At 39.5% G+C, this 23,416-nt stretch carries 17 protein-coding genes, 1 tRNA gene and 2 pseudogenes; 15 read left to right on the forward strand and 5 right to left on the reverse strand.

The window, feature by feature from the left end; genetic code table 11:
- Positions 1-52: 52 nt before the first annotated feature.
- Complete coding sequence (locus AACU33_RS28980) at positions 53-361, forward strand: hypothetical protein (RefSeq protein WP_339376354.1); 309 nt, start codon at positions 53-55, stop codon at positions 359-361.
- An 87-nt stretch (positions 362-448) separates the two neighbouring features.
- Positions 449-1,738 carry a trypsin-like serine peptidase gene (locus tag AACU33_RS28985; protein WP_096593416.1) on the forward strand — a complete coding sequence of 430 codons (1,290 nt, stop codon included), beginning with the start codon at positions 449-451 and terminating at the stop codon, positions 1,736-1,738.
- Between the two features lie 19 nt (positions 1,739-1,757).
- On the opposite strand, the gene AACU33_RS28990 is transcribed toward AACU33_RS28985, so the two are convergent.
- Both AACU33_RS28990 and AACU33_RS28995 read right to left on the reverse strand, forming a co-directional pair.
- Positions 1,758-2,531, reverse strand: coding sequence for a CHAT domain-containing protein (locus tag AACU33_RS28990; protein ID WP_096593419.1), 774 nt, complete (start codon positions 2,529-2,531; stop codon positions 1,758-1,760).
- A gap of 170 nt (positions 2,532-2,701) precedes the next feature.
- The gene (locus tag AACU33_RS28995) at positions 2,702-4,429 is read right to left on the reverse strand and encodes a S8 family peptidase (protein ID WP_096593422.1); all 1,728 of its coding nucleotides are present in this window, start codon (positions 4,427-4,429) and stop codon (positions 2,702-2,704) included.
- Positions 4,430-5,055: 626 nt separating this feature from the next.
- Here AACU33_RS28995 and AACU33_RS29000 point away from each other — a divergent pair.
- The gene (locus AACU33_RS29000) at positions 5,056-6,519 is read left to right on the forward strand and encodes a glycoside hydrolase family 13 protein (protein ID WP_096593425.1); all 1,464 of its coding nucleotides are present in this window, start codon (positions 5,056-5,058) and stop codon (positions 6,517-6,519) included.
- A gap of 129 nt (positions 6,520-6,648) precedes the next feature.
- Here AACU33_RS29000 and AACU33_RS29005 read toward each other — a convergent pair whose 3' ends face one another.
- A complete protein-coding gene (locus AACU33_RS29005) occupies positions 6,649-7,077 on the reverse strand; it encodes a fasciclin domain-containing protein (RefSeq protein ID WP_096593428.1) in 429 nt (142 codons plus the stop codon).
- Positions 7,078-7,235: 158 nt separating this feature from the next.
- Between AACU33_RS29005 and AACU33_RS29010 the strand changes: the two genes are divergently transcribed.
- The 9 genes from AACU33_RS29010 (at position 7,236) to AACU33_RS29050 (ending at position 16,853) form a co-directional block, all read left to right on the forward strand.
- Entirely contained in the window at positions 7,236-7,472 is a 237-nt protein-coding gene (locus AACU33_RS29010) for a DNA-directed RNA polymerase subunit omega (RefSeq protein ID WP_096593431.1), read from the forward strand.
- A gap of 78 nt (positions 7,473-7,550) precedes the next feature.
- Positions 7,551-8,111, forward strand: a complete 561-nt coding sequence (locus AACU33_RS29015) for a hypothetical protein (RefSeq protein WP_339376355.1) — start codon at positions 7,551-7,553, stop codon at positions 8,109-8,111.
- Between the two features lie 7 nt (positions 8,112-8,118).
- On the forward strand, positions 8,119-8,484 hold the full coding sequence (locus tag AACU33_RS29020; RefSeq protein ID WP_096593434.1) for a DUF1818 family protein: 366 nt from the start codon (positions 8,119-8,121) through the stop codon (positions 8,482-8,484).
- 50 nt (positions 8,485-8,534) lie between these two features.
- Positions 8,535-8,608, forward strand: a tRNA-Pro gene (locus AACU33_RS29025).
- Between the two features lie 473 nt (positions 8,609-9,081).
- Positions 9,082-11,745 carry a two-partner secretion domain-containing protein gene (locus tag AACU33_RS29030; RefSeq protein ID WP_096593437.1) on the forward strand — a complete coding sequence of 888 codons (2,664 nt, stop codon included), beginning with the start codon at positions 9,082-9,084 and terminating at the stop codon, positions 11,743-11,745.
- 514 nt (positions 11,746-12,259) lie between these two features.
- Complete coding sequence (locus AACU33_RS29035; protein WP_096593440.1) at positions 12,260-12,814, forward strand: tail fiber domain-containing protein; 555 nt, start codon at positions 12,260-12,262, stop codon at positions 12,812-12,814.
- Between the two features lie 197 nt (positions 12,815-13,011).
- Positions 13,012-13,539 (forward strand): tail fiber domain-containing protein, encoded by a 528-nt coding sequence (locus AACU33_RS29040; protein WP_096593443.1) that lies wholly within the window; start codon positions 13,012-13,014, stop codon positions 13,537-13,539.
- A gap of 54 nt (positions 13,540-13,593) precedes the next feature.
- Positions 13,594-15,819 (forward strand): TOMM precursor leader peptide-binding protein, encoded by a 2,226-nt coding sequence (locus tag AACU33_RS29045; RefSeq protein ID WP_096593446.1) that lies wholly within the window; start codon positions 13,594-13,596, stop codon positions 15,817-15,819.
- 92 nt (positions 15,820-15,911) lie between these two features.
- Positions 15,912-16,853: a sensor domain-containing diguanylate cyclase gene (locus AACU33_RS29050; protein WP_096593449.1), complete on the forward strand. Its 942-nt coding sequence runs from the start codon at positions 15,912-15,914 to the stop codon at positions 16,851-16,853.
- 70 nt (positions 16,854-16,923) lie between these two features.
- Here AACU33_RS29050 and AACU33_RS29055 read toward each other — a convergent pair.
- Positions 16,924-17,223 (reverse strand): annotated as a pseudogene (locus AACU33_RS29055) (IS4-like element ISSysp3 family transposase); the annotation flags it as partial.
- Between the two features lies 1 nt (position 17,224).
- Between AACU33_RS29055 and AACU33_RS29060 the strand changes: the two are divergent.
- Positions 17,225-17,719 (forward strand): annotated as a pseudogene (locus tag AACU33_RS29060) (transposase); the annotation flags it as partial.
- Between the two features lie 295 nt (positions 17,720-18,014).
- Here the strand turns inward: AACU33_RS29060 and AACU33_RS29065 are convergent.
- A complete protein-coding gene (locus AACU33_RS29065) occupies positions 18,015-18,233 on the reverse strand; it encodes a hypothetical protein (RefSeq protein ID WP_096593452.1) in 219 nt (72 codons plus the stop codon).
- Positions 18,234-18,664: 431 nt separating this feature from the next.
- Here AACU33_RS29065 and AACU33_RS29070 point away from each other — a divergent pair, with 431 nt between their 5' ends.
- Both AACU33_RS29070 and uvrA read left to right on the forward strand, forming a co-directional pair.
- Positions 18,665-20,317, forward strand: a complete 1,653-nt coding sequence (locus AACU33_RS29070) for a metallophosphoesterase (protein WP_096595429.1) — start codon at positions 18,665-18,667, stop codon at positions 20,315-20,317.
- Between the two features lie 199 nt (positions 20,318-20,516).
- On the forward strand, positions 20,517-23,405 hold the full coding sequence (gene uvrA / locus AACU33_RS29075; protein ID WP_096593455.1) for an excinuclease ABC subunit UvrA: 2,889 nt from the start codon (positions 20,517-20,519) through the stop codon (positions 23,403-23,405).
- The last annotated feature ends 11 nt before the right edge of the window (positions 23,406-23,416 follow it).

Below are 23,416 nucleotides of genomic sequence, written 5' to 3' on the forward strand. Positions count from 1 at the left end.
ATAAATGTGATTATCAATAACAGGCAACAAATTAAATAATACTAAAATTTCTGTGATTATTAATGTAAGAAAAAAATATACTATAGCTGCTCTTAATCCCTTAGCAATACCTTGGCGAATAGTGGCAGTTAGCCAAGCAATAATTATGATAATCATCCAAAAAAGTTCTATTCTCCCTGGCTGGATTGTTAAACTTATATTAAAGAAATACCAACTTCCAAAAAAGCCAGATACAATACCAGAGATTATAGACAATACAACTAAAATCAAGAATAAACAGACTTTTATTATAATTGGTTGTCCAGCAATAAGGTTATGTAATTCTGGCTGTAAATATTCTTGGGATAAACGCCAACCTTGAATGTTTTTTCCACTGTGAATTTGACTGAATAAGCGATGAGAGTGCATTCCAAAGTCACCAATTAATTTTGAGAGAATTGAGAATATTATGAGTATTACTATAACTCCATCTCGTCAAATATTATTAGATACATGGTTCTTGCCAGGAAGCTTAGGAGAAAGATTAAATTTAAGTTCTATTCCGTTTCCCTCGAAACAAGACGATGTCCTTGAGGATATTGAAGACTCTGATTTAGTAGATATTATCAACTCACGATTTGATATCAATCCCTCATCTCGTATTAGTGCAGTTTTTGGTCAACCTGATTTTTTGCCATTTTCTTTTTTAGAGTTAGGCGTAAGACGAGGTGCTGCTGTATGCCGACTGGTGCGGGAATTTTCTGAACCAGCTAGAGTTGAACTATTGGATAAAATTGATGCTCTTGAAAATGAGCTTAAAAAGCGCGGACAAGGTGTTTTATCTGAAGAAGACATAAAAGAAATATTTTCATTGGCTGAAAAAGAGCCAGATTGTATTCAGCAATTGTTTGATGGCATCGATATAAATCATCCATCAGATGCACTCAAAGATCCAGAACGTTTCAAAAAACTACTTCCTGTTCCAATAGCAACAGGATTTTTAGTTGGAAGCAGTTACCTACTCACCAATCATCATGTGCTTCCAGATAAAGAGGTATGCGCTCAAGTAATAGCCCAATTTGGTTACGATCAGGATGGTCTGGGAAGAAAAATTCCTCCAGTAGAATACAAACTCGATCCAAATTCAGTAACAGGTTTTTTTGAAACTAACGAAGAATTGGACTACACCTTAGTTAAATTACAAGATAGACCTAAAGACCCTAATTTATCTATCTTAGGTAGAGCAGGCGATCGCTTTGGCTGGATTCCATTAGATGAGAACAGTACAAACATTGCTCCACCTATAGATGATGAAAAATTGAGAAAACTCCAAAAAATAGGAGTTCAGCAAAATATTTCCCAAGAAAAACTGATAGAAGGAGAACCAGTTAATATCATTCAGCATCCAAAAGGAAAGCGTAAGCAAGTTATTCTTTCCAGCAATAAAGTTACTAATATCTACAAAAAATTTATTAGATATGAAGCCGATGCTGATTTTAGTTCATCAGGTAGTCCGGTATTTAATCAGCAATGGCAATTAGTAGCATTACATAATTCAGCAGTAGCGAATATTAAAGCCGATTCAACTATTGAAATAGTTGCCGAACAAGGTGTAAGAATTTGTGAAATAGTTAAAGACTTACAAGAAAAAAGTTTGAGTTCCGAAAAGATTAAAAATTTTATCGATCTGTTTGTTGATACAAAAGAAAAAGAGGCTGAGAATAAGCCTACTCAATCGCTGCCAGCAAGTGCTTACTAATTTTATCTCCATGACGCCATCATTTTTGTTTAGGAGCTTCGTTATAGTTAATTTGCCCTGACCCAGTAATGTTGGTGATGTTGCTGTTAGTTATATGAAATTCATTGCTTGCAGTTTGGACTGGTTGAGTTGCAGTAGAGTCAGTACCTAATTTAGCCTCGTTCTTGGCAGAAGAATCCTGTTTAGCTAAATGAGATTGAGCATTTACCTCGCTGAGATGAGGATTCTTAATCAGAATTGGGGTTAGTTGTTCTAAAATACCTGTGAGTCGAATTGCATTGCAGGCATATTTATAAGCAAACTCAACGGGTTTTCCTGCTGCGATAGCATCATAAAAAGCTACTGCAAATTCAATAGCTGCCCGATCGCCAATCTGCTTGCTCATACCAATAACATAGTTAATATGTTGAGCGATCGCCTCTGCTTGAACCTGTGAATAGCAAGCATTGAGAACTACACACTCTACTCGATCGGCAAATAACTCAAATAGTCCTGCTAATCCTTCCGCATCTACAAATTTCTCTCGTCCTGTATCATCCTCAAAAACTAATCCTTCATTCTCTGTTCCATGACCAGAGAAATGTATAAACTGCGGTTCATAATTCAAGATTGCTCGTCGTACATCTCTCGGACGTACTGCCCACTTCTGTTCTAAGATAAAGCGATCGCGGTTTTTCGCAAGCTGTAATCCTGTCTCTATTTCCCGTAGTTCTTCATCCAGCCGCAAAGGTACAGTGCCTTTTGGATTTGCTGCCAGAAATAATATTTTGTTAACTTGAATTTCCTGATTCATTTGACACTATGAGATAGCTATTCTTATTCTTGTTCATCACTTGTTAGTTCAGGGGAAAAGGAGGACAAGCTTTAACCCTTAATCTTCAACCTTTTCCCCAAACCAAATTCCGAGTTGAAAATCCTCTGCCTTGTAGTATTGGGATATATCTATTTCAAGATTTACTATAGTTACAAATCTGCTGCATTAATCACACCAAAACCCCATTTGCTATCAAAAGTTCCTTGGGGTTTACCGGGGATAGAACTATTTTTGCGTAGCAATTCTTTCACATTAGCTGGTTCGAGTTTGGGGTCGCGTTGTAGGAGTAATGCTACTAAACCAGTGACGAATGGCGTTGCCATACTTGTACCCGCCATAACCACAAACTTAGAATTGAGCATCATGGAGCGATCCATCGTAGCATTACTAGATAGGGTAGAAACAATCATTGCTCCTGGTGCTGCTATATCTGGTTTTTGACCATCATTACGCAATGGCCCTTCACTACTGAACTCAGATATTGTATCCAGATCTAAGCCCATGTCTCGCACCTGATTATCAATATCTGTGTACTGCACTTTTGTAGTATAGGCGGCAACTGTTATGGCACTGCTAGCTGCTCCTGGTGAGCCGATTTTTACACAGTCCTTGACACTTTTACCTGTAAAAAATACTGACGAATGATCGTCAAGCGTCCAGACATCCAAGCGTGTATCGGTGGAACTGGTATTACGTACTCGCAACTGCCAAATACCACCCATAACTGGCGAAGGGCCGTTACCACGAATTTGCACAAAGAAATTGTGGTCGCCGTTGCCTTTATCTGGCGCTGGTGTGACGACTTCTACCCGCGAATCTGGCAATTGGTAATTTTGGGTGGGATTGCCATCAGTAATAATCTTTTGGAAAGGAGTAACAAAACCGTTGGGACTTCGGAGTGATATTTCTAACTCACCCTCACCAGCATACCAACCGTTTAACCATACTATGCCCACTTGATTCAAAGGCACATTAAAGCGCATACCCCGTGATTTTTGCGCAGGTATGGTTGCTTGACCGTGAATGTTGTCATTCCCTTCGTTACCGGCTGCACAACAAACAATTCTTCCCGGCCCGGTTTCAGCGTCAATAATCCGCGAAAGGGAGTCGCTACCATCATGGGCATCAGCGTGTCCGCCTAAGCTGAGATTAAGCACTACTGGTCGTTTTAATTCCTCGGCTATCCGAAAAACATAGCGGACAGCATCAGCAATATGGGCATCTTGTAAATCGGACTTGACAACGACCAATTCTGCCTCTGGTGCTACTCCTGAATAGTTCTCATCTGCACCAGCCGCAATTCCAGCGACATGAGTGCCATGACCATCAGTATCTTGGGAAACAGTCATTTGTTCGCCGGTAAATTCAGCCCCATAGTCCCCTTCTTTAACTCCCGGGCCTGGCAGTGTTTGATCCCAAATACGTAAAATTCGCCCAGCAAAGGCGGGGTGCTTGGGGTCAATGCCACTGTCTACAATACCAATGATGACTCCCTTTCCAGTCAGTCCTGTTTTGCTTTTAAAATCTGGCAACTTTACTTTTCCGGGTGCAACATCCATGCGTAAATGAAGTTTGCGGGATGGTTTGATTCGCTGGATGACATCTTCTTCTGATAAGGCATCTAAAGCCTGTAACGGTAAGAAAGCCGTGCGCACACTGCCGGAGTTCTGATTAACGCGAATGCCATACTGTTCTAAATGGCTCAAGTCTGCATCCGGTTCGCAGTAGAGAAAAACAATACTCTTAGTAGGCTTGACAGCGCTTTTAGGGGCTATTAGACCAAGCGATCGCTTGTGTGTTGTTAAAGCTTGTTCTCCTTCGTTTTGGTAGTCTTGATAAGCCAACAGTAACCCAGGAGAAAGTTTTTCTGGTCTCATATTAGTCACCACGTCTATGTGATTTCCCTTAGTAAATCTATGGATTTTAGTAGTCTTAGTTGTTTTAGCATAAATACCAAAAAGGTACTTTTCTCACTTGTATTCTTAGTTGCGAGTATAGTTATCTAAAGTTTTGATCGAAAACAATAGATAAATTTAGAAAGTGCCGAGAACTTCCCAAAACTGCAACCTACAAACCAGAGAGAAAACACAAAATAACCAAGAGCATAATTTTTCATCCGTTGCTAGAAGGAGAAATTGGCTAATTACAGGCTCCCATAATAATTTTCAATGGAATGAAGCATAGGTATTGCTAATTATGATTAGCCGCCAAAGTACGATCGGCAAAGCTTTTTATTGCTCCAGTATCTACCTTAATTATTACGGACAAACTTCAATAGAGAAAAATAAAGAATTATTAATTAATTCATCAATTGCTAAACAGATAAGCATTTCGAGAAATTATATGCAGTAGTTAAAAACTTTTCTATGGCTGACATTTCTCTTTGAGCCGGAAAAGTATAGTGAATTAATATTTAAGATTTGCATAATTTTCTACCACAGGTAAGAACCACAAAGAAGCTATTATTTGCAACGATCGCTCCTGTAGGTATAGAGAGTAATTCATGCAAATTCAAACACCAGACTGGGTTAAACACGCTGTTTTCTACCAAATCTTTCCAGATCGCTTTGCTAGAAGCAAACAGCCTCGCAAACGCCTCTTGCATGAAGCCCGGTGGGAAGATTGGGAAGCGATGCCAACACTCCAAGGCTACAAAGGCGGAGATTTATGGGGCATCGTGGAGGGCTTAGATTATATACAGGATTTAGGAATTAACGCTATTTACTTCACGCCAATTTTTCAGTCTGCTAGCAATCATCGCTACCATACCCACGATTATTATCAAGTCGATCCACTGTTGGGCGGCAATGAAGCTTTTAAGGAATTGCTAGACGCAGCCCATCAACGCAATATTAAAGTAGTTTTGGATGGCGTATTCAATCACTCCAGCCGTGGCTTTTTCTTTTTCCACGACGTTCTAGAAAATGGCCCCTATTCCCCTTGGGTGAATTGGTTCAAGGTGCATGGTTGGCCGCTTTCGCCCTATAACGGTGAATTTCCGGCTAACTATGAAGGTTGGGCAGGGAATCGCGCTTTGCCTGTATTTAACCACGACAACCTCGAAGTTAAGGAATATATTATGGAGATTGCCGAATATTGGATTAAATTCGGCATTGATGGTTGGCGGTTAGACGTACCTTTTGAAATTAAGACACCTGGTTTTTGGCAAGAATTTCGCGATCGCGTCAAAGCGATTAATCCCGAAGCTTATATTGTGGGTGAAGTTTGGGGAGATTCTCGCGAGTGGCTAGATGGAACCCAATTTGACGGCGTGATGAATTATCTTTTTGCTGGGCCCACCATCGCCTTTGCCGCAGGCGATCGCGTAGTCTTAGAACAAGTGCAAAGCCGCGACTATAAACCCTATCCACCTTTATTTGCGGCTGAGTACGCTGCCCAAATTCAAGAAGTATTACAACTCTACCCTTGGGAAATTCAGCTTACCCAATTAAATTTACTAGCTAGTCACGATACCGCCAGGTTAATGACTATTTCTGGGGGCGATAAACCTAGTATCGAGTTAGCCACCTTATTGTTACTGACTTTTCCTGGTGCCCCCAGCATCTACTATGGTGATGAAGTTGGTTTACCTGGTGCCATAGATCCAGATTCACGCCGTGGCTTTCCTTTAGAAGCTAGTTGGGATCGCGAAATTTTCCAAACTCACCGCCAATTAATTGCCTTGCGTCATGCTTACCCATCATTGCGTACAGGCGATTACCAAGTTCTCTATGCTCAAGGGGCACTTTACGTATTTGCCAGAACTTTAGGGACTGAGGAGTTGATTATTGCTGTTAATGTAGGTACAGCATCGGCAACAGCAAATATTGCTATTAGTAGTTTGCGTACTCAACCTAACAAACTTTTATTTGGTACTGCCGAAGTGGAATGGCAAAATGACGGAGAAAATCAGCAGCTTTCGTTATCTCTCAGCCCACGTGTCGGCTGCATCTTGGGTGTTAGCTGATGTAATTTTGACAAATCTGTAAAGCAAAATGGGGATTGGCTTTTTCACAATTCCCCATTCCCCACTCGTGGCGGACATCTTAGAAGTTATTTGCCGAACATGAGAGCAATTGACAAGCAAAGTAGCCGATTAGGAACTTGTACCTCCAGCAACCATTGCAGGTACTAACACTGTATCAATAACATGAATTACGCCATTGTCAGTCAGAATGTCAGTTTGGATGACGTTGGCATCATTTACCTTAATTGCACCATTAGCAGACTCAATTGCTAAAATTGACCCTTCAAGAGTCTCAGCTTCTTGAATCTGGATTAAATCATCAGATCTCACATCCCCAGAGGCTACGTGATACGTGACAATCTTCTTCAGCTTGGGAATATCTTGCAGTAACGAATCTAAACTTCCCTCTGGCAGTTTAGCAAAGGCATCGTCAGTCGGTGCAAAAATTGTTAAAGAACCAGGACGCTGGAGAACTTCTGTAAGTCCCACAGCTTGAACAGCCTTCACCAAAATGGTGAAATTTCCTGCATTAATCGCAGTTTCCACAAGATCGGCCATGAGGTTGAGTGACTTTATTAACTTACTGTTACAACCTACTTATAAAATGATAAAAAGCTCTCAACCTCTATCAATAGAGAGGTTGCTAACAATTGACTACACAGCATTAGATCGATTGGTACTGCTAAACTGGGGAATGACCCCAAGAACCAATAACTATGCTCAAGCGTTCTAAGTTCGAGACAACTCAGTCTCAGATTATGCACCGTGCCGAGGATCTAATTAGTGCAGCCTCCAATCGGTATCGCATTACGGTTCAGGTGGCAAACCGTGCCAAGCGTCGCCGCTATGAAGATTTTGAAAGTGCAGAAGATGCAATGATGAAACCAGTACTCCGGGCAATTATCGAAATGTCCGATGAACTGACTCAGCCAGAGATTATTGGCGAAGTATAAAAATAGCGCTGAGTTGAAAGTGCCGATCGCTGATTACAAAAGTAGTCGTATTACACTTTTAACTCAGGATATTTACTTATGAAAAAAAAGTTTTTACTTAGGTCAATTGCCCAATTTTTAGTTTTGAAGTCTAACTCAATATTTAGAACTCTTGACTCAGCACTCCTTTTAATTGTGGTGAGTTTAATTATTTTGGGTGCAGGTTTAGGTGACTCAAAATCTACAACTTTTATAGGCATTCAACCTGCGCTCGCTCAAAGAATCAGTCCTAGCGATCTATGGAAACAGGTGTATCAAGAGTTACCCAATTTACCTAAAGAAAATAAGTATATAAGCAAGGAAACTGGGAAAGTCGCCGAAAATAGTACCTTAGTCAGTCGCTTGATCCAATATCACATTTACGTCAAAGAGCGTTCCCCAATCTATCGTCTAGATTGGAAGCTGACTCTGGCTGATTACCTAAATGCCAACGAAACTATGTATGACATTACTTATCCAGGGAATAATACATTGCGAGAAAATCCTATAGAAGGCGATCGCGCAGCTATTGCCAAGCTTACCCGCAGTCAACGTAACGCCTTAGTGCAAGTATTGACAAACATCTTTAATTCTAGTTCTCCAGCACCACCCCAACCATAATTAGTTTATGGAACGTTTAGTAAAAAGCGGCGCTGGTTGGCGTATTGGCTGGAATCCCAATGCACCTGAATTTAAAGGACTATTGGGTACAGATGATTGGGCGATCGAGTTAACAGAAGCCGAATTAAACGATTTTTGCCGCCTCTTAGCAAAGCTAGCAGACACAATGAAACAACTAGCAACTGAATTGATGGATGAAGAGAAAATTGCTTGCGAAGCCGAAAGCGATTTATTATGGATGGAAGTTGAAGGCTATCCCCATGCCTACAGTCTGCGTTTCATCCTAAATACAGGGCGATGTGCAGAAGGTCGGTGGGATGATTCTGCTGTTCCTGGTCTATTGCAAGCTACTGGAATGCTCAAGGTTTTTTAAATTTACCTCTTGATTTCCCTCAAGCTTATTGCTATTATAGTAATTCTGACCGGGGCGTAGCGCAGCTTGGTAGCGCGCCACTTTGGGGTAGTGGAGGTCGTGGGTTCAAATCCCGCCGCTCCGATTGATAAAATCCCTAATCCGCTATTCTAGAAATCAGATTAGCGGATTTTTTCATGGGAGCCTAAACCAGAACTGTAGCCATTCCGTACCAACCAGAATCTACATCTTTTACTAAGCTTGCAACAAATAGCGATCGCTCTTTCGCCCATTTCTACATTTCTTAATTATGCCAAGATATTTCACAAGCTGGAATGCAAGCATAATAAGGGCCGCAACGATGGCTGGTAAGAAACGTTTGACGAAAAAGCATAAAAAATTATGCTTGCGACATCTAAAAAGAGCGCTCGCCATGCTGCAAGGCTTGATAAATCGTTGTCACACTTCAGTTAAATGTTTTGAGAATGTGCAAACTCAAACTGGAAACACTCTGTTTTGATTAAATTGATAATTAGCAACTTGAATTAGTAATACTAGCAGCCATTCAGGGAATACTGAGAAAGAGGCAAATAGCCAACTTTAGGTAATTGTAACTGTATGAATTGGCAGCATATTTTCAGTATTGCTGGATTATTTACTATTTGCAATATAGCATTTGCTAACCCCTGTAATGCTCAGGCGATCGCGGCTGATGGTACTCTCCCTACAAACGTTGCTTCTCCCGATAATCTCAATTTTTCGATTACAGGTGGTAGCCAAGTTGGAGACAATCTTTTTCATAGTTATAGGGAATTTTCTGTACCCACTGGTGGTTCTGCCCAATTTAATAATCCTACATTTATCCAAAATATTATTAATCGAGTCACGGGGAGTTTACCTTCCTATATTGATGGCAAAATTCATACCATTGGTAATGCCAATTTATTCTTAATTAATCCTAATGGAATTATCTTTGGGCCTAATGCCAAATTAGATATTGGTGGCTCATTTCTAGCCTCTACAGCTAATAGCTTAAAGTTTGCTGATGGTAAAGAGTTTAATACATCTCCAGATCAAACTCCGCCTTTACTGAACATAAATGTTCCTATCGGATTGCAGTATTCTGGTAACTCAGCAACTATCAAATTAGAGAAAGCCAATCTTGCAGTACCAACAAACCAAACCCTGGCGCTCATCGGTGGTGAAGTAACGATGAATGGCGGTAAGTTGATTGCAGATAGCGGCCGTATTGAAATAGGTGGAGTAGCTGGTTCAGGTGTGGTTGGACTATCATCAATAGGAAGCCAGTTCCAATTAAATTTTCCTAGCGATTTAGCGAGAGCCAATGTATTACTTAGCAATCATGCTCTGGTTACAACTAGTGGTAATGGAGGTGGTAGTATCCAACTCACAGGAAAACAGTTAACAATTGAGAACTCTCGTGTATCAGCAGGAACGTTAGGCCCTATCTCCGGGGCTAATCTCAGATTAAATGCTTCAGATGCTGTCATCGTATCCAGCAACAGCATGACTGGAACTTTTGACAATGGTTTATTTGCTCAAAATATTGGTAGTGGAACCAGCTTAGGAATCACAATAAATACTAACCAACTTCAAGTTGAAGGCGAAGCTCGCATATCTACCGCCACTTTACATGGTTCTTCAGGAAAAGGAGGCGATTTAACTATCAATGCTGCGGATACTATTGAACTAAGCGGAGTTGATTCAGATAATATTTCTTTATTTACTGGATTATTAACAGATACATACGGTAGTGGTGCAGGAGGAAACTTAACTGTCAATACAGGGCAGTTGTTGATCCACAACGGAGCGCAAATATCAGCTGCAACTTTCGCAGATGCAAAAGGTGGAACCTTGACAGTTAATGCTGCTAATAGTGTGAACTTAACCGGAGTTTCGCCATCTGATTTCTTGGTGAGTGGTTTGTTTACAGCAGTTCAACAAGGTAATGGACAAGCTGGAGATTTAATAGTTAATACAAGAGAGCTAATTATCAATGATGGCGCACAAATTTTCGCTGGGAGTTCAGCAGGGGGAAATAGTGGGAACCTGATTATTAACGCTACCGATTCTGTCAATGTCACAGGCGTTTCCCCTATTTATCGATTTCCTGGTGGTATTTTCAGCGGCACAAATCCTTATAGTACAGGTGATGCAGGCAATATCACAATTAATACAAATCAATTAACAGTTCAAGATGGAGGTAATATTGCTGTTGAAACTCTCGGTTTCGGTAAGGGTGGAATACTAACTATAAATGCAACTGATTCTGTTCATTTATTAGGTCAAGGCTCTCTTAGAGAAGACCCATTAGATTCAACTCGCTTAATTCCTACCTTTAGCAGTTTATCTGCAAGTGTTTTAAACAATAACACTATTAATAATGCTGGCAACTTGGAAATTTTTACTGGGGAATTATTAGTACAGGAAGGCGCTAGGTTAAGTGTTGATAATGAAGGCTTGGGTAAAGGGGGAAATATTAATATTCAAGCTAATTCAATACGGCTTGATAATGCTGGCAATTTTCAACAGGATGCAGGAGGCATTCAAGCTACAACTAAATCTGGTGAAGGTGGGAATATAACATTACATATTAAAGATATTCTATTAATGCGCAACGGCAGTAAAATTACTACTGATTCTACAGGTGGTAATGGTAATGGTGGCGATATAAATATTAATACAAATTTGTTAGCAGGTGCTGAAAATAGTGATATTACAGCTAATGCAATTCAAGGTCGAGGTGGCAATGTACAAGTTACGACGCAAGGAATATTTGGCATTGAATTTCGTCCTGAGCTTACACCTGAAAGTGATATTACAGCTAGCTCTCAGTTTGGATTAAATGGTGTTGTCGAGATTAAAACTTTGGCTGTCGATCCAAGTAAAGGACTTGCTGTTTTACCAGTCCAACCAGATAACGCGTCAACATTAATTACTCAAGGTTGTGGACAGTATAATCCAGAAGAATACAGCCGTTTTGTTGTAGCTGGACGAGGTGGATTACCACAAAATCCAGAGGTAGCACTGGGTAGCGACACAATCTTAGAAGATATCCAAACAGTTCCAATTTCTACAAGTAGCGATCGCTCTAAAATCAGCGTTACTTCTGCAACCTTACAATCGCCTACTTCTGATGAGATTGTAGAAGCTCAGGGACTTGTAGTTAATCCTCAAGGAGAGGTAGTTTTAACAGCGCAAACACCAGTCATCACACCTCATATTTCTGGATTAGACCTAGCAAGTTGCCATACGCATTAGATAATCAGAAAAAACTTAACCTAGGATATAGATTGTAAAAAAATTGTTAGAGATTCCATAAAGTCATCTAATCAATCAAACCGTATTCTTACTGAGGTAAAATTTAAACAAAGTTTAAAAAATAAATTTCTTTTAAAGAATAAGCAAATATTTGAATCTATGAATATATCAATATAGTTTAGTCAATTACTGCCTATAGCTTCAAAATCGATTAGTTTGCATTTGAAAATTTAGCAAAATTACGTAATCTTTTTTCAAGGCTAGATAAAGCAAGTAAATTGCTTTATCTGTCTTATTACTATGTCTTTTGTAAAGTTGATTTTATAATAGGGAATTTACATTGAAGCCATTTCCGCCAACAATATAAATAGCAGCCTATTGATAAGGAGAGAATGTAGACAAAATAAAAAATTAACATTGCAAGTTCATAGCTTATTAGGCAATCATTTCTAATTGAGAAATAAATCTGTTTACTTTTTGCTGACAGTTACTTTACATATTAAAGGTTCAATATATGCACTTGAGTTCTCACAACTTGACCTCTAGCGAAAACCTGCTTGAGGATCTGAGCGATGAAGAATTAGCCGCTTGTGTTGGTGGTTGCGATATTCAGCTAACTGTTAGCGAACAAGAGGTTGCAGAAGTCCCGCTAGTTGAATTGCCATTTTTGGGCGATGTATCTGCCCATGTCATTACTGATATCACTGCTATAGGAATCAGGTACGATCCTAATGGCTCAGGTCGCTTTAGAAGCGATCGCAATGTTAAAGAAGAAGTCGCCGAGGTCGATGTCCACGCCATTCTTAAGGGAATTGCGAATTTACCGATCGCTACCTGGAAGTATAAAAACCAGGATGAAACAATTCGTCATATTGGCCCAATGGCACAAGACTTTGCCGCAACTTTTAACGTTGGTGAAAGCGATCGCTTTATCGAAGTTGTAGATGCTAATGGTATAGCTTTAGCCGCAATTCAAGCACTTTATCAAAAGTTGCAAGCACAAGATACCCAAATCAATGAACTGCAAACACAGTTAATTCAGCTAAAACAACAATTAATTGAGAAATAAACTCAAGTTTTAGTTCTCATCCCAGTATCTATCTGATTTTCGATAAAAACTAAATTTGAATTCTCAGTTAATCACCATCGCTCAATTTTAAGTCTGTGCCAATTTTTGACAGTTAGATAGAAAAGTACTTTTATCCAAAAAAATAAATTGGCGCAGTTATTTTACAAATCAATTTAATTAAATTCTGAGAAAACTCTATGAAAGATAACGATCAAAAACCTACGATCGCGAACAGCCTAATTGAAGAATTATCTGATGATGAGTTAGCAAGTTGTGTAGGAGGCTGCGGCTATATCAATCCAGGAGAACAGGAAATTTACGGTAACAAGGGAACGCTAAAGGCTCCTGGACTACAAGAAAACAAAAATCTGTACTATGACCCTAACGGCTCAATTCGCTTTTGGAGCGATCGCAATGTTAAAGAGGAAGTCGCTGAGGTCGATGTCCACGCCATTCTTAAGGGAATTGCGAATTTACCGATCGCTACCTGGAAGTATAAAAACCAGGATGAAACAATTCGTCATATTGGCCCAATGGCACAAGACTTTGCTGCAACTTTTAACGTTGGTGAGAGCGATCGCTTTATCGAAGTTGTAGATGCTAATGGTGTAGCTTTAGCCGCAATTCAAGCACTTTATCAAAAGTTGCAAGCACAAGATACCCAAATCAATAATCTGAATCACCAAATTAGTGAGATAAAACAACTTCTGCTCAATACTCAATAAATAGTATTCGTTGCAGCAGAGTATTCACTGCATCTATATTTAACTACCAAAATTATGCTCGTTCAGCCGAAGTTTAAAGAGCACTTTCATGTTGAAGTATTGCCTCCAAGAACAGTATTCCTATTGAGTGAAAAGGGGCATTTTGTCTTGCGTGGGCGTCTATACTGCCTACTAGCACCTTTACTCAATGGGCTTTACACTGTAAAGGAAATTACTCAACAACTGCTAGAAAAAGCTTCGGCTGATGAAACTATCTATGCTTTAGAGCAGTTGGAACGTAAGGGATACATCACCAACGCCGATCGGACTCCATCGGCGGAATCGGCTTTTTGGGGACTGCTCAATAGAGATGCAAAGCTGGTAAATCAAACTCTTCAAGAAACTAAAGTTGCGATCGCGACTTTTGGTAGCGTTAAATCTGAGCCATTAACTGCCATTTTAGAATCCCTCAATATTCCTATTGGTGATTCTGGCAAGTTTGCTGTTGTGCTTACAGATGATTATCTCCAACCTGGTTTGGCAACATTTAACCGAGAAGCTTTGCAAGAGAAGCGTTCTTGGCTGCTAGTTAAACCAGTAGGAGGTGCGATCTGGATTGGCCCCATCTTTCGGCCTGGTTCTACAGGCTGTTGGGAATGTTTAGCACAACGTTTAAGAATGAATCGTGAGGTTGAGTCTTTTTTACAAGAGCAAAAGCAAACTTTAAATCCGTTTCCTGTTTCTCGTGCTGCTTTAGTTTCAACTACACAAACTGGGTTAAATTTAGCAGCGACGGAAATTGCTAAATGGTTAAGTAACCCAGAACAGCATCCTTTAGAAGGAACTTTACTAACTTTTGATTCAATCAATCTCAACCTACAACGCCATACTTTAGTTCGTCGCCCGCAATGTCATTGTTGTGGCGAATGCACCACAAGTCAACAGGAACCGCAACCACTAGTATTAAATAGCCAGCCAAAGCAATTGAGTAGTGATGGCGGTTTTTGCAGTTACTTACCAGAAAAAACTTTTCAAAATTACGAACATCATATTAGCCCGATTACAGGAGTCATCAAAAGTTTATTTCAACCCTTTGCGCAGAACGAGCTGATTCACGCTTATGTTGTTAATCACAATTTTCCTGGGAAAGGTAGACAATTAGAGGATTTACACAATAAAAGTTTTGGTAAAGGGAAAACAGCAGCTCAAGCCAAAATGAGCGCCTTAGGAGAAGCAATTGAGCGCTATTCGGGAGCCTTTACGGGAGAAGAACCAAGGATAAAAGCTAGTTATGCCAATCTCAGAGAATTGGCAATTCATCCCTATGAATTCATGCACTATAGCGCAAATCAATACCGCGATCGCCAAACTTGGAATCAGCAACACCAGATAATTCAATGGATACCCGATCCTTTTGATGAAAGCCAAGAAATTGAATGGACTCCCATTTGGTCGCTTACCCAGCAACAATTCAAGTATCTGCCAACGGCCTATTGTTATTATGGCTATCCTTTGCCTGAAGGTCGCTGCTTTTGTTATGCAGACACCAATGGGGCTGCGGCGGGAACTACTAAAGAAGAAGCTATTCTTCAAGGATTTATGGAATTGGTAGAAAGAGATGCAGTAGCAATCTGGTGGTACAACCGCCTACATAAACCTGCTGTAGATCTGAACAGCTTTAATGAGCCTTATCTGCATAACTTAAAAACATACTATACATTGATTGGTCGTGATTTTTGGATATTAGACCTCACTAGCGATTTAAATATTCCCACCTTTGCCGCAATTTCCCGTCGTTTAAATCAACAGCCAGAAGATATTCTCTTTGGGTTTGGCACTCATTTCAATCCCAAAGTTGCGATATCGCGTGCTGTTACAGAAATGAATCAGATGATATTTCTTTCTAATGGCGGAAATCCGGATTCACCAGCTAAATTTACTCGTCCAGATATGCAAAAATGGTGCAAAACTGCGACATTAGCCAACCAAGCTTATCTCGCTCCTGATGCCAATATTGTTCCTAAAGTTTTGGCAGACTCTCCCGATCGCCACAGTCATGACTTGCGAGATGATATTCTAGCTTGTGTTGATTTAGCTGCTAACAATGGACTAGAAATGTTTGTTCTCGATCAAACTCGTCCAGATATTGGTATGCCTGTTGTTAAAGTTGTGGTTCCAGGTCTGCGCCACTTTTGGGCGCAGTTTGCTCCAGGTCGGCTTTATGATGTTCCTGTCAAAATGGGTTGGTTGAAAGCAGCATTAACAGAAGAGCAGCTGAATCCGCTGCCAATGTTTCTCTAGTAATTTACTTTAGGAGTATACTAGCGTAATTCGTTTAGTAAAAATGTATTCAAAATATTATGAATATTAGCTGCATAGCATATATTTAAATTATGAAAACTAGAAATACTAGTTATCAAACTGATATATTTAATTTGCATAAATCTAAAATTAATACTGAATATACTCCAGATAATCTTATCAAAGTCATCGATTATTTTCCCGATTTAATCTTAATCAGTACTTTAGGTAGTGGCTATTGTGTCGAGATTAATCAGACCTTCTTAAAGGTAACTGGATACAGTAGAGAAAATGTGATTGGTTATCCGATTACAGTATTAGATATGGGATTTACCCTAGAAGGGTATTTACAAATCCAGAAAAATTTAGAAACTCAAGAACACATTCAAAATTTGGAACTGGAGTTTTGTGTAAAAACGGGAGAAAAACGTACTGGCTTATTATCTGCCAAGCTTTTACAATGGCAAAGAAAAACTTATTTGCTAAATATTATTCGTGACATCACAGACCGTAAACAAGTGGAAGAGGAATTACGCCGGATTGCAATGCACGATCCTCTCACAGGTTTACCAAATAGAGCTTACTTTATGCAGCAGTTGAATTATGTGCTGGAATGTAAGCAGTATTATGTCAATTATTTTTCTTCAATTCTATTTCTAGATTTAGATGGATTTAAGGCAATAAATGACAATTTTGGGCATGAGGCTGGAGATAAATTTTTAATTGAAGTTAGCCAAAGGCTTAAATATATCCTACGCTGGGGAGATTTTATTGCACGGCTGGGTGGAGACGAATTTGTAATTTTATTAGACGATATCAAAGATTTTCGTTGTGCGGCTCGTATAGCCAATCAAGTTATTGCTGCACTTAAACAACCTTTTGTCTTAAACGGTCAGCACATCTCTTGTTCGGTGAGCATTGGCATATCAATAATCGCAGCAGATGATAAATCACCCGAAGAAGTTTTACGCAAAGCAGATACTGCAATGTATCAGGCAAAGGCGTTTGGTAAGAGCCGTTATCATATAAGTTAATTCAGAGCTAATACCTATAAAAAAATTCCCCCTCTATTCAGCTTCTACGGTGTACACACAAGTAGACCCAACTTAATCCCAAGGGAAATCCATTGTCTGCATCCAATACTAAAGTTGGATGGATGTCAAATCCTACATCTGTGTTGTTCCCTACTACTCCTAGACCCTCCGCTTTCAATCTGCCTATATGCGCCTGCAAGTTAATTTCACTACTATCACTGATGGCTAATATATGCTTGCCTTCTACTTGTGTTACACAGTGGTCTGATAGGCTATGCACTAATTCCCCGATTCTCACATTTTCATTTTCCAAAAAGCGGTAGTACGCCACTTGTTCGGCTCTATTTCTACTTAGAAGCCGAATGCTGATTCATTTACTCTGGGGAGACATAATAGGATATATCTGGGGGACTCGGAGTGAGCGCATTTCAATTCTAGTGGTCAATGCTCGTGATAAACAAACATACTTTGGTGCATTAGACTATAAAACAAAGGAATTTCTCACCTATTCTGCTAAGAAAGGTAACTCAGAAAACACAATTAATTTTTTAGAATATCTCCGCTCACAACGTCCAGATGTAAAACTTTTAATCATTTGGGCTGGTGCTAGTTATCATCGCTCTCAACAAATCAAAGAGTATTTAGATTCTTTGAATGCGGATTTAGAAAAAGAACAATGGTTGATAACTTGTGAAAGATCTGCCCCAAATGCACCTGAACAGAACCCTGTAGAAGATATTTGGTTGCAAGGCAAAAGACTGATTCGAGAGTTTCATTTTTTCTGTCATTCCTTCGCTGTTGCCAAGGCTTTATTTGAGTTGTCGCTTAATTGTCAAATTTTTGACTTTCCTAAGCTCCATGAATATGTGTTTTCTCATGAATCAGTTAGGATTGCTATAGGAGTAATCAAAAAATTATTGGCAATTATTTCCATCTTACTTAAGGAGGAGATTAAGATTAAATTGGTTTGTAGTCATGAATACAACTAATTTTTTGCACTTGCTAAGAAAATATTTGTTCAAACAAAGAAGGTATTACCATAGAGTTGGTAATCCAACTGTTACGAATATTTAAATACAAATACAATATTAAATTGAGCAGAGATTCTATAAATACAAAACCAAACTCTAGATGTTAATATTCTGTCTTGAGTTGCCAAAATTATGGATTGATAATTCCGTAGTAAATGGCAGCAACAAATAAGAAAATTGCCAATATTAATAAGGGAAAGCCGAAACTAAATTGGCGATCGGGTAAATCTTTACTATTAATGACATTATCCTTTTGAACCTGAGTCATAGGCTCAGATTTACTAGGATTTTCAGTATTCATATGGTCAGGTTTATTCTCTGTTTTTGCTGGATTATCTTGGGATTTCATAAATTTTTACCATGAATTTTTGAGTAAATCTGCTGTCATAGTTCCAAATATTTTCCTATAAAGACATCGTTCTTTAGGACTAACTTTATTTGAGATTTTTTTATATAAAAAGGATGAGATAATGTTAAGCTACTGTGTAATTTTGAACATCATTTTTTTAGCTCACTTGGCTTGCTGGAAAAGATTTCAAATCTTAGGCAAGCTTTATTTCACAGTTGCTTTGACGATCAACTTGAGACTGAATACGAAATTTGCAAGCTGTCAAACAATATCGATTACAATTACTTAGCAAATTTGAACATTTTGGTAGATTGCTGATGGTTAAAGGCTTAAGCCACCATGATAGTAAAAAAATACTACTCTTAATCCTTGCGTTTCTGCTGACTATATGGCTTACGCTGGTAAGCGTGCGTTCATTTGGTCAAACAATTATGACTTCAGCACCACAATTACTGACCGATCCATTTTTACAACTGCCAACGGAAACCTCAGTGCGAGTAGTTTGGTTTACAGAATTTGCAGGTACTAAACATATAGTTAATTATGGGGAAAATCTAACTCAAACTGCTTGGGCAAGTACAATTAAACTCAGCCGCACACGAGAAGATGAGCAATCGCGTGTTGGAAAGCAAATTGAAAATGGCCAAGTTTATCAACAAAGAGTTTGGCGTGACATTTGGCGACATGAAGCTGAGGTAACTGGGTTAACTCCTAGCGTGCGGGTGAATTATCGTGTGACAAGTGTGCGAGAAGATGGGGAAAGTGTCAGCAGTGAAGTTTTTACCCTCGCACCCAACCCCAAACCGGGGACTCCATTGAAAATTTTACTCACCTCAGACCATCAACTAAAACCCATGACAGCAGCAAATCTGCAAAAAGTGGTAGAGACAGTGGGACGAGTTGATGCAGTATGGTTTGCTGGCGATTTAGTTAATGTGAGCGATCGCGCCTCAGAATGGTTTGATGATAATCGCGGTGGTGCGTTTTTTCCCGGTTTGCAAGGTCGCGCTAACTATGAAATGAACCACAACGGTGTTAAAACTTCCTATACTGGCGGACAAATTATTCAACATGCACCATTGTTTTCCTGTATTGGCAATCATGAGGTGATGGGAAGGTTCGCTAGAACTGCAAGCTTAGATGATGAATTTAATGATACGATTCCCCGTGCCGTTGCCCAAAGAATGTATAGCGGTAAATCTCTAAAGGATAATTCTTTTAATACTGATACTTATGAGGAAATTTTTACTTTACCAAAAAGTAAAGAAGGTGGAAAGCGATATTATGCTGTCACCTTTGGCGATCTACGTTTGGTAGTGTTGTACATTACAAATATGTGGCGAACTCCTAAATTAGATGCGCCATATAAAGGCAGATATCAGGAAGTAGCACAAGATTTAGATAATCCAGAAAATTGGGGTTATGGACAGTTAATTTATGAACCAATTGCTAAAGGTAGTCAGCAGTACAATTGGCTAGAAAAAGAACTTAATAGTGATGAGTTTAAACAAGCAAAATACAAAGTTGTGATGTTTCACCATCCGCCTCATACTTTAGGTGATAATATCGTCCCAGCTTACACAGATCCAGTACAGATAATTGAACGAGATGATATTGGTAACATCAAAGCAGTGCGTTACGAATATCCTAAAAATGCTGATTATATTATCCGTGATGTCATACCCTTATTAGAGAAGGCTAAAGTGCAATTCGTTTTATACGGTCATTCTCACTTGTGGAATCGCTTCGTTAATTCTCGTGGAATGCACTTTTTAGAAACATCCAATGTTGGGAATTCTTATGGTGCAGCTTGGGGCGATAAAAAGCGAGAAGTGCCTATTGGATATCAAGAAGAATATGTTGTATTGGGCGATCCAAATGGTTTAGAACCTGTGATGCCATCAATTGCACCCTTGTTAGGGGAAGATGGTCAACAAATACCATATATTGCCAGTAACGATATTACAGTTTTTAGTATTTTTGATACGAGAACAGGTACAGTCAGTAGCTACCGTTTTGATACTCGCAAGCCGGATTCTGAGGTAATTAAGTTTGATGAATTTCAGTTGACATCACAACAGTAAGTACTGAAGTGCTGACAGTCTTTGGTTAGCGATCGCCCTTAGCGTTGGCGAGTACCCTGAGGATTTTTACTGCTTTAACTCCTTCTAGGTCGTATAATCACTACCAAAATAAAACAGTACGGACGTTCTACTATAAGCGCGGTAAAGATAGTATTATTAAGGACTGTTTCATGCCGCTTCTCACAATCAGCTTGCCGATATGTCAGATCAAAAGCTAGCCGTATCCTTAAATGGGCATCTTCCGCACTCCAGCCACAACAGCCAGAATACGATTCGTATTCGGGGTGCTAGGCAGCATAATCTGAAAAATATTGATTTGGAATTACCACGCGATCGCCTAATTGTCTTCACTGGCGTTTCGGGTTCGGGTAAATCGTCTTTGGCGTTTGATACTATCTTCGCTGAAGGACAACGCCGCTATGTAGAATCTCTCAGCGCCTATGCACGGCAATTTCTCGGCCAGCTGGATAAGCCAGATGTAGAAGCGATTGAAGGCTTAAGTCCAGCAATTTCCATCGATCAAAAGTCTACTTCTCATAACCCTCGTTCTACTGTCGGCACAGTAACAGAAATTTACGACTATTTACGGCTGTTATTTGGTAGGGCGGGCGAACCCCATTGTCCGATATGCGATCGCTGTATTTCACCGCAAACCATTGATGAAATGGTAGATCGGATTATGGAATTAAGCGATCGCACTCGCTTCCAAATCCTCGCCCCCGTAGTTCGGGGTAAAAAAGGCACACACCGCAAACTATTATCTAGTCTCGCTTCCCAAGGTTTTGTCCGGGTGCGCGTTGATGGCGAAGTTAGAGAACTGTCCGATTCGATAGAGTTAGATAAGAATTTTACTCACACCATTGAAGTAGTAATTGACCGCTTAATCAAAAAAGATGGCATTCAAGAACGTTTAGTTGATTCCCTATCTACTTGTCTCAAACTATCAGATGGAATTGCCACTATTGTCATTAGTCGTGACCAAGAACCAACAGAAGAAGAATTAGTATTTTCAGAAAACTTTGCTTGCCCAGAACATGGGGCAGTAATGGAAGAATTGTCGCCGCGATTATTCTCTTTTAATTCTCCCTATGGTGCTTGTCCTAACTGTCATGGTCTAGGAAGTTTAAAGCGATTTTCACCAGATTTAATAGTACCTGATAGTGAAGCACCAGTTTATGCAGCAATTGCACCTTGGTCAGAAAAAGATAATTCTTACTATTTAGAATTACTCTATAGTTTAGGGCAAGCTTACGGGTTTGAGTTACAAATACAGTGGAGTAAACTGACACCAGAACAGCAAGAAATTATATTGCATGGAGAAAAAGCTACTACAGCAGCCGAGAGAAAGCAGAGTTTTAAAGGTGTAATTCCCATACTGCAAAGGCAATATGAGGGCGGTTCGGAGCTAATTAAACAGAAATTAGAAGATTATTTAATCGATCAGCCTTGTGAAGTTTGTAATGGAAAAAGGTTAAAGCCAGAAGCTTTGGCTGTGAGATTGGGACAGTACAAAATCTTAGATTTAACTGGTGTTTCAATTCGAGATTCTCGCCAGAAAATTGATGAGTTAAAATTGAGCGATCGCCAATTTCAAATAGCTGATTTAGTCCTAAGAGAAATTAAAGCCAGATTGCAATTTTTGTTAGATGTAGGATTAGATTACCTTACCTTAGATCGTCCGGCAATGACTCTTTCTGGTGGCGAAGCCCAACGAATTCGCCTCGCCACACAAATTGGTTCTGGCTTAACAGGTGTTCTCTACGTTTTAGACGAACCAAGTATTGGTTTACATCAGCGAGATAATGGCAGATTACTCAAAACTTTAACTAAATTACGCGACTTAGGTAATACCTTAATTGTGGTTGAGCATGATGAAGAAACAATTCGTGCAGCAAACCATATTGTTGATATTGGCCCTGGTGCGGGAATTCATGGCGGAAATATTGTCGCCCAAGGTGATTTGCAAGCTTTGTTAACAGCAGAAGACTCTTTAACAGGCGCTTATTTATCAGGAAGAAGAGTAATTACCACACCAGGAGAACGCCGGGAAGGAAATGGAAGAAGTTTAGTAATTCACAATGCTCATCGCAATAATCTCAAAAATATTGATGTAGAAATTCCTTTAGGTAAACTTGTTGCCGTCACTGGTGTTTCTGGTTCTGGAAAATCTACCTTAATTAATGAATTACTCTACCCAGCATTGCAACACCATCTAACTAAGCGAGTTCCTTTACCAAAAGAGTTGCAGGAAATTAAAGGTTTAAATGCGATTGATAAAGCAATAGTTATCGATCAATCTCCTATTGGAAGAACACCACGTTCTAACCCTGCAACTTACACAGGCGTTTTTGATGTCATTCGCGATGTATTTTCCCAAACAGTAGAAGCCAAAGCCAGAGGTTATAAACCCGGACAATTTTCTTTTAACGTTAAAGGTGGACGTTGCGAAGCCTGTAGCGGACAAGGTGTAAATGTAATTGAAATGAACTTTTTACCCGACGTTTATGTGCAATGTGAAATCTGTAAAGGTGCGAGATACAACCGCGAAACTTTGCAAGTGAAATACAAAGACAAAAACATTTCTGACGTTCTCAACATGACAGTTGAAGAAAGTTTAGATTTCTTTCAAAATATTCCCAAAGCTGTTAATCGCCTACAAACTTTAGTTGATGTTGGATTAGGTTATATCCAACTCGGTCAACCAGCAACCACCTTATCTGGTGGTGAAGCACAGCGCGTAAAATTAGCAACAGAACTATCTCGCCGCGCTACAGGTAAGACACTTTATTTAATAGATGAACCAACAACAGGGTTATCTTTTTATGATGTCCATAAATTGCTGGATGTAGTGCAACGTTTAGTGGATAAAGGGAATTCAATTTTAGTAATTGAACACAATTTAGATGTAATTCGCTGTGCAGATTGGGTAATAGATTTAGGCCCAGACGGTGGCGATAAAGGGGGAGACGTAATTGCTGCGGGAACACCAGAGAAAGTGGCAGAAAATCCCAGGTCTTACACTGGTGAATATTTGCGTCAGGTGTTGCAGCAGTATCCACCACAAGAAATTACTATGAAAAATAGATAGAGCAGCTTATC

Source organism: Calothrix sp. NIES-2098 (genome assembly GCF_963875125.1).
GTDB lineage: Bacteria > Cyanobacteriota > Cyanobacteriia > Cyanobacteriales > Nostocaceae > Aulosira.

What these genes read in the sequence shown, in the direction of transcription:
- AACU33_RS29030 (WP_096593437.1), top strand. Translation starts at nt 9,082, where the DNA reads ATGAATTGGCAGCATATTTTCAGTATTGCTGGATTATTTACTATTTGC.
- AACU33_RS29020 (WP_096593434.1), top strand. Translation starts at nt 8,119, where the DNA reads ATGGAACGTTTAGTAAAAAGCGGCGCTGGTTGGCGTATTGGCTGGAAT.
- AACU33_RS29035 (WP_096593440.1), top strand. Translation starts at nt 12,260, where the DNA reads ATGCACTTGAGTTCTCACAACTTGACCTCTAGCGAAAACCTGCTTGAG.
- AACU33_RS28990 (WP_096593419.1), bottom strand. Translation starts at nt 2,531, where the DNA reads ATGAATCAGGAAATTCAAGTTAACAAAATATTATTTCTGGCAGCAAAT.
- AACU33_RS29070 (WP_096595429.1), top strand. Translation starts at nt 18,665, where the DNA reads ATGACTTCAGCACCACAATTACTGACCGATCCATTTTTACAACTGCCA.
- AACU33_RS28985 (WP_096593416.1), top strand. Translation starts at nt 449, where the DNA reads ATGAGTATTACTATAACTCCATCTCGTCAAATATTATTAGATACATGG.
- AACU33_RS29040 (WP_096593443.1), top strand. Translation starts at nt 13,012, where the DNA reads ATGAAAGATAACGATCAAAAACCTACGATCGCGAACAGCCTAATTGAA.
- AACU33_RS29015 (WP_339376355.1), top strand. Translation starts at nt 7,551, where the DNA reads ATGAAAAAAAAGTTTTTACTTAGGTCAATTGCCCAATTTTTAGTTTTG.
- AACU33_RS29050 (WP_096593449.1), top strand. Translation starts at nt 15,912, where the DNA reads ATGAAAACTAGAAATACTAGTTATCAAACTGATATATTTAATTTGCAT.
- AACU33_RS29010 (WP_096593431.1), top strand. Translation starts at nt 7,236, where the DNA reads ATGCTCAAGCGTTCTAAGTTCGAGACAACTCAGTCTCAGATTATGCAC.
- uvrA (WP_096593455.1), top strand. Translation starts at nt 20,517, where the DNA reads ATGTCAGATCAAAAGCTAGCCGTATCCTTAAATGGGCATCTTCCGCAC.
- AACU33_RS29065 (WP_096593452.1), bottom strand. Translation starts at nt 18,233, where the DNA reads ATGAAATCCCAAGATAATCCAGCAAAAACAGAGAATAAACCTGACCAT.
- AACU33_RS29045 (WP_096593446.1), top strand. Translation starts at nt 13,594, where the DNA reads ATGCTCGTTCAGCCGAAGTTTAAAGAGCACTTTCATGTTGAAGTATTG.
- AACU33_RS29000 (WP_096593425.1), top strand. Translation starts at nt 5,056, where the DNA reads ATGCAAATTCAAACACCAGACTGGGTTAAACACGCTGTTTTCTACCAA.
- AACU33_RS29005 (WP_096593428.1), bottom strand. Translation starts at nt 7,077, where the DNA reads ATGGCCGATCTTGTGGAAACTGCGATTAATGCAGGAAATTTCACCATT.
- AACU33_RS28995 (WP_096593422.1), bottom strand. Translation starts at nt 4,429, where the DNA reads ATGAGACCAGAAAAACTTTCTCCTGGGTTACTGTTGGCTTATCAAGAC.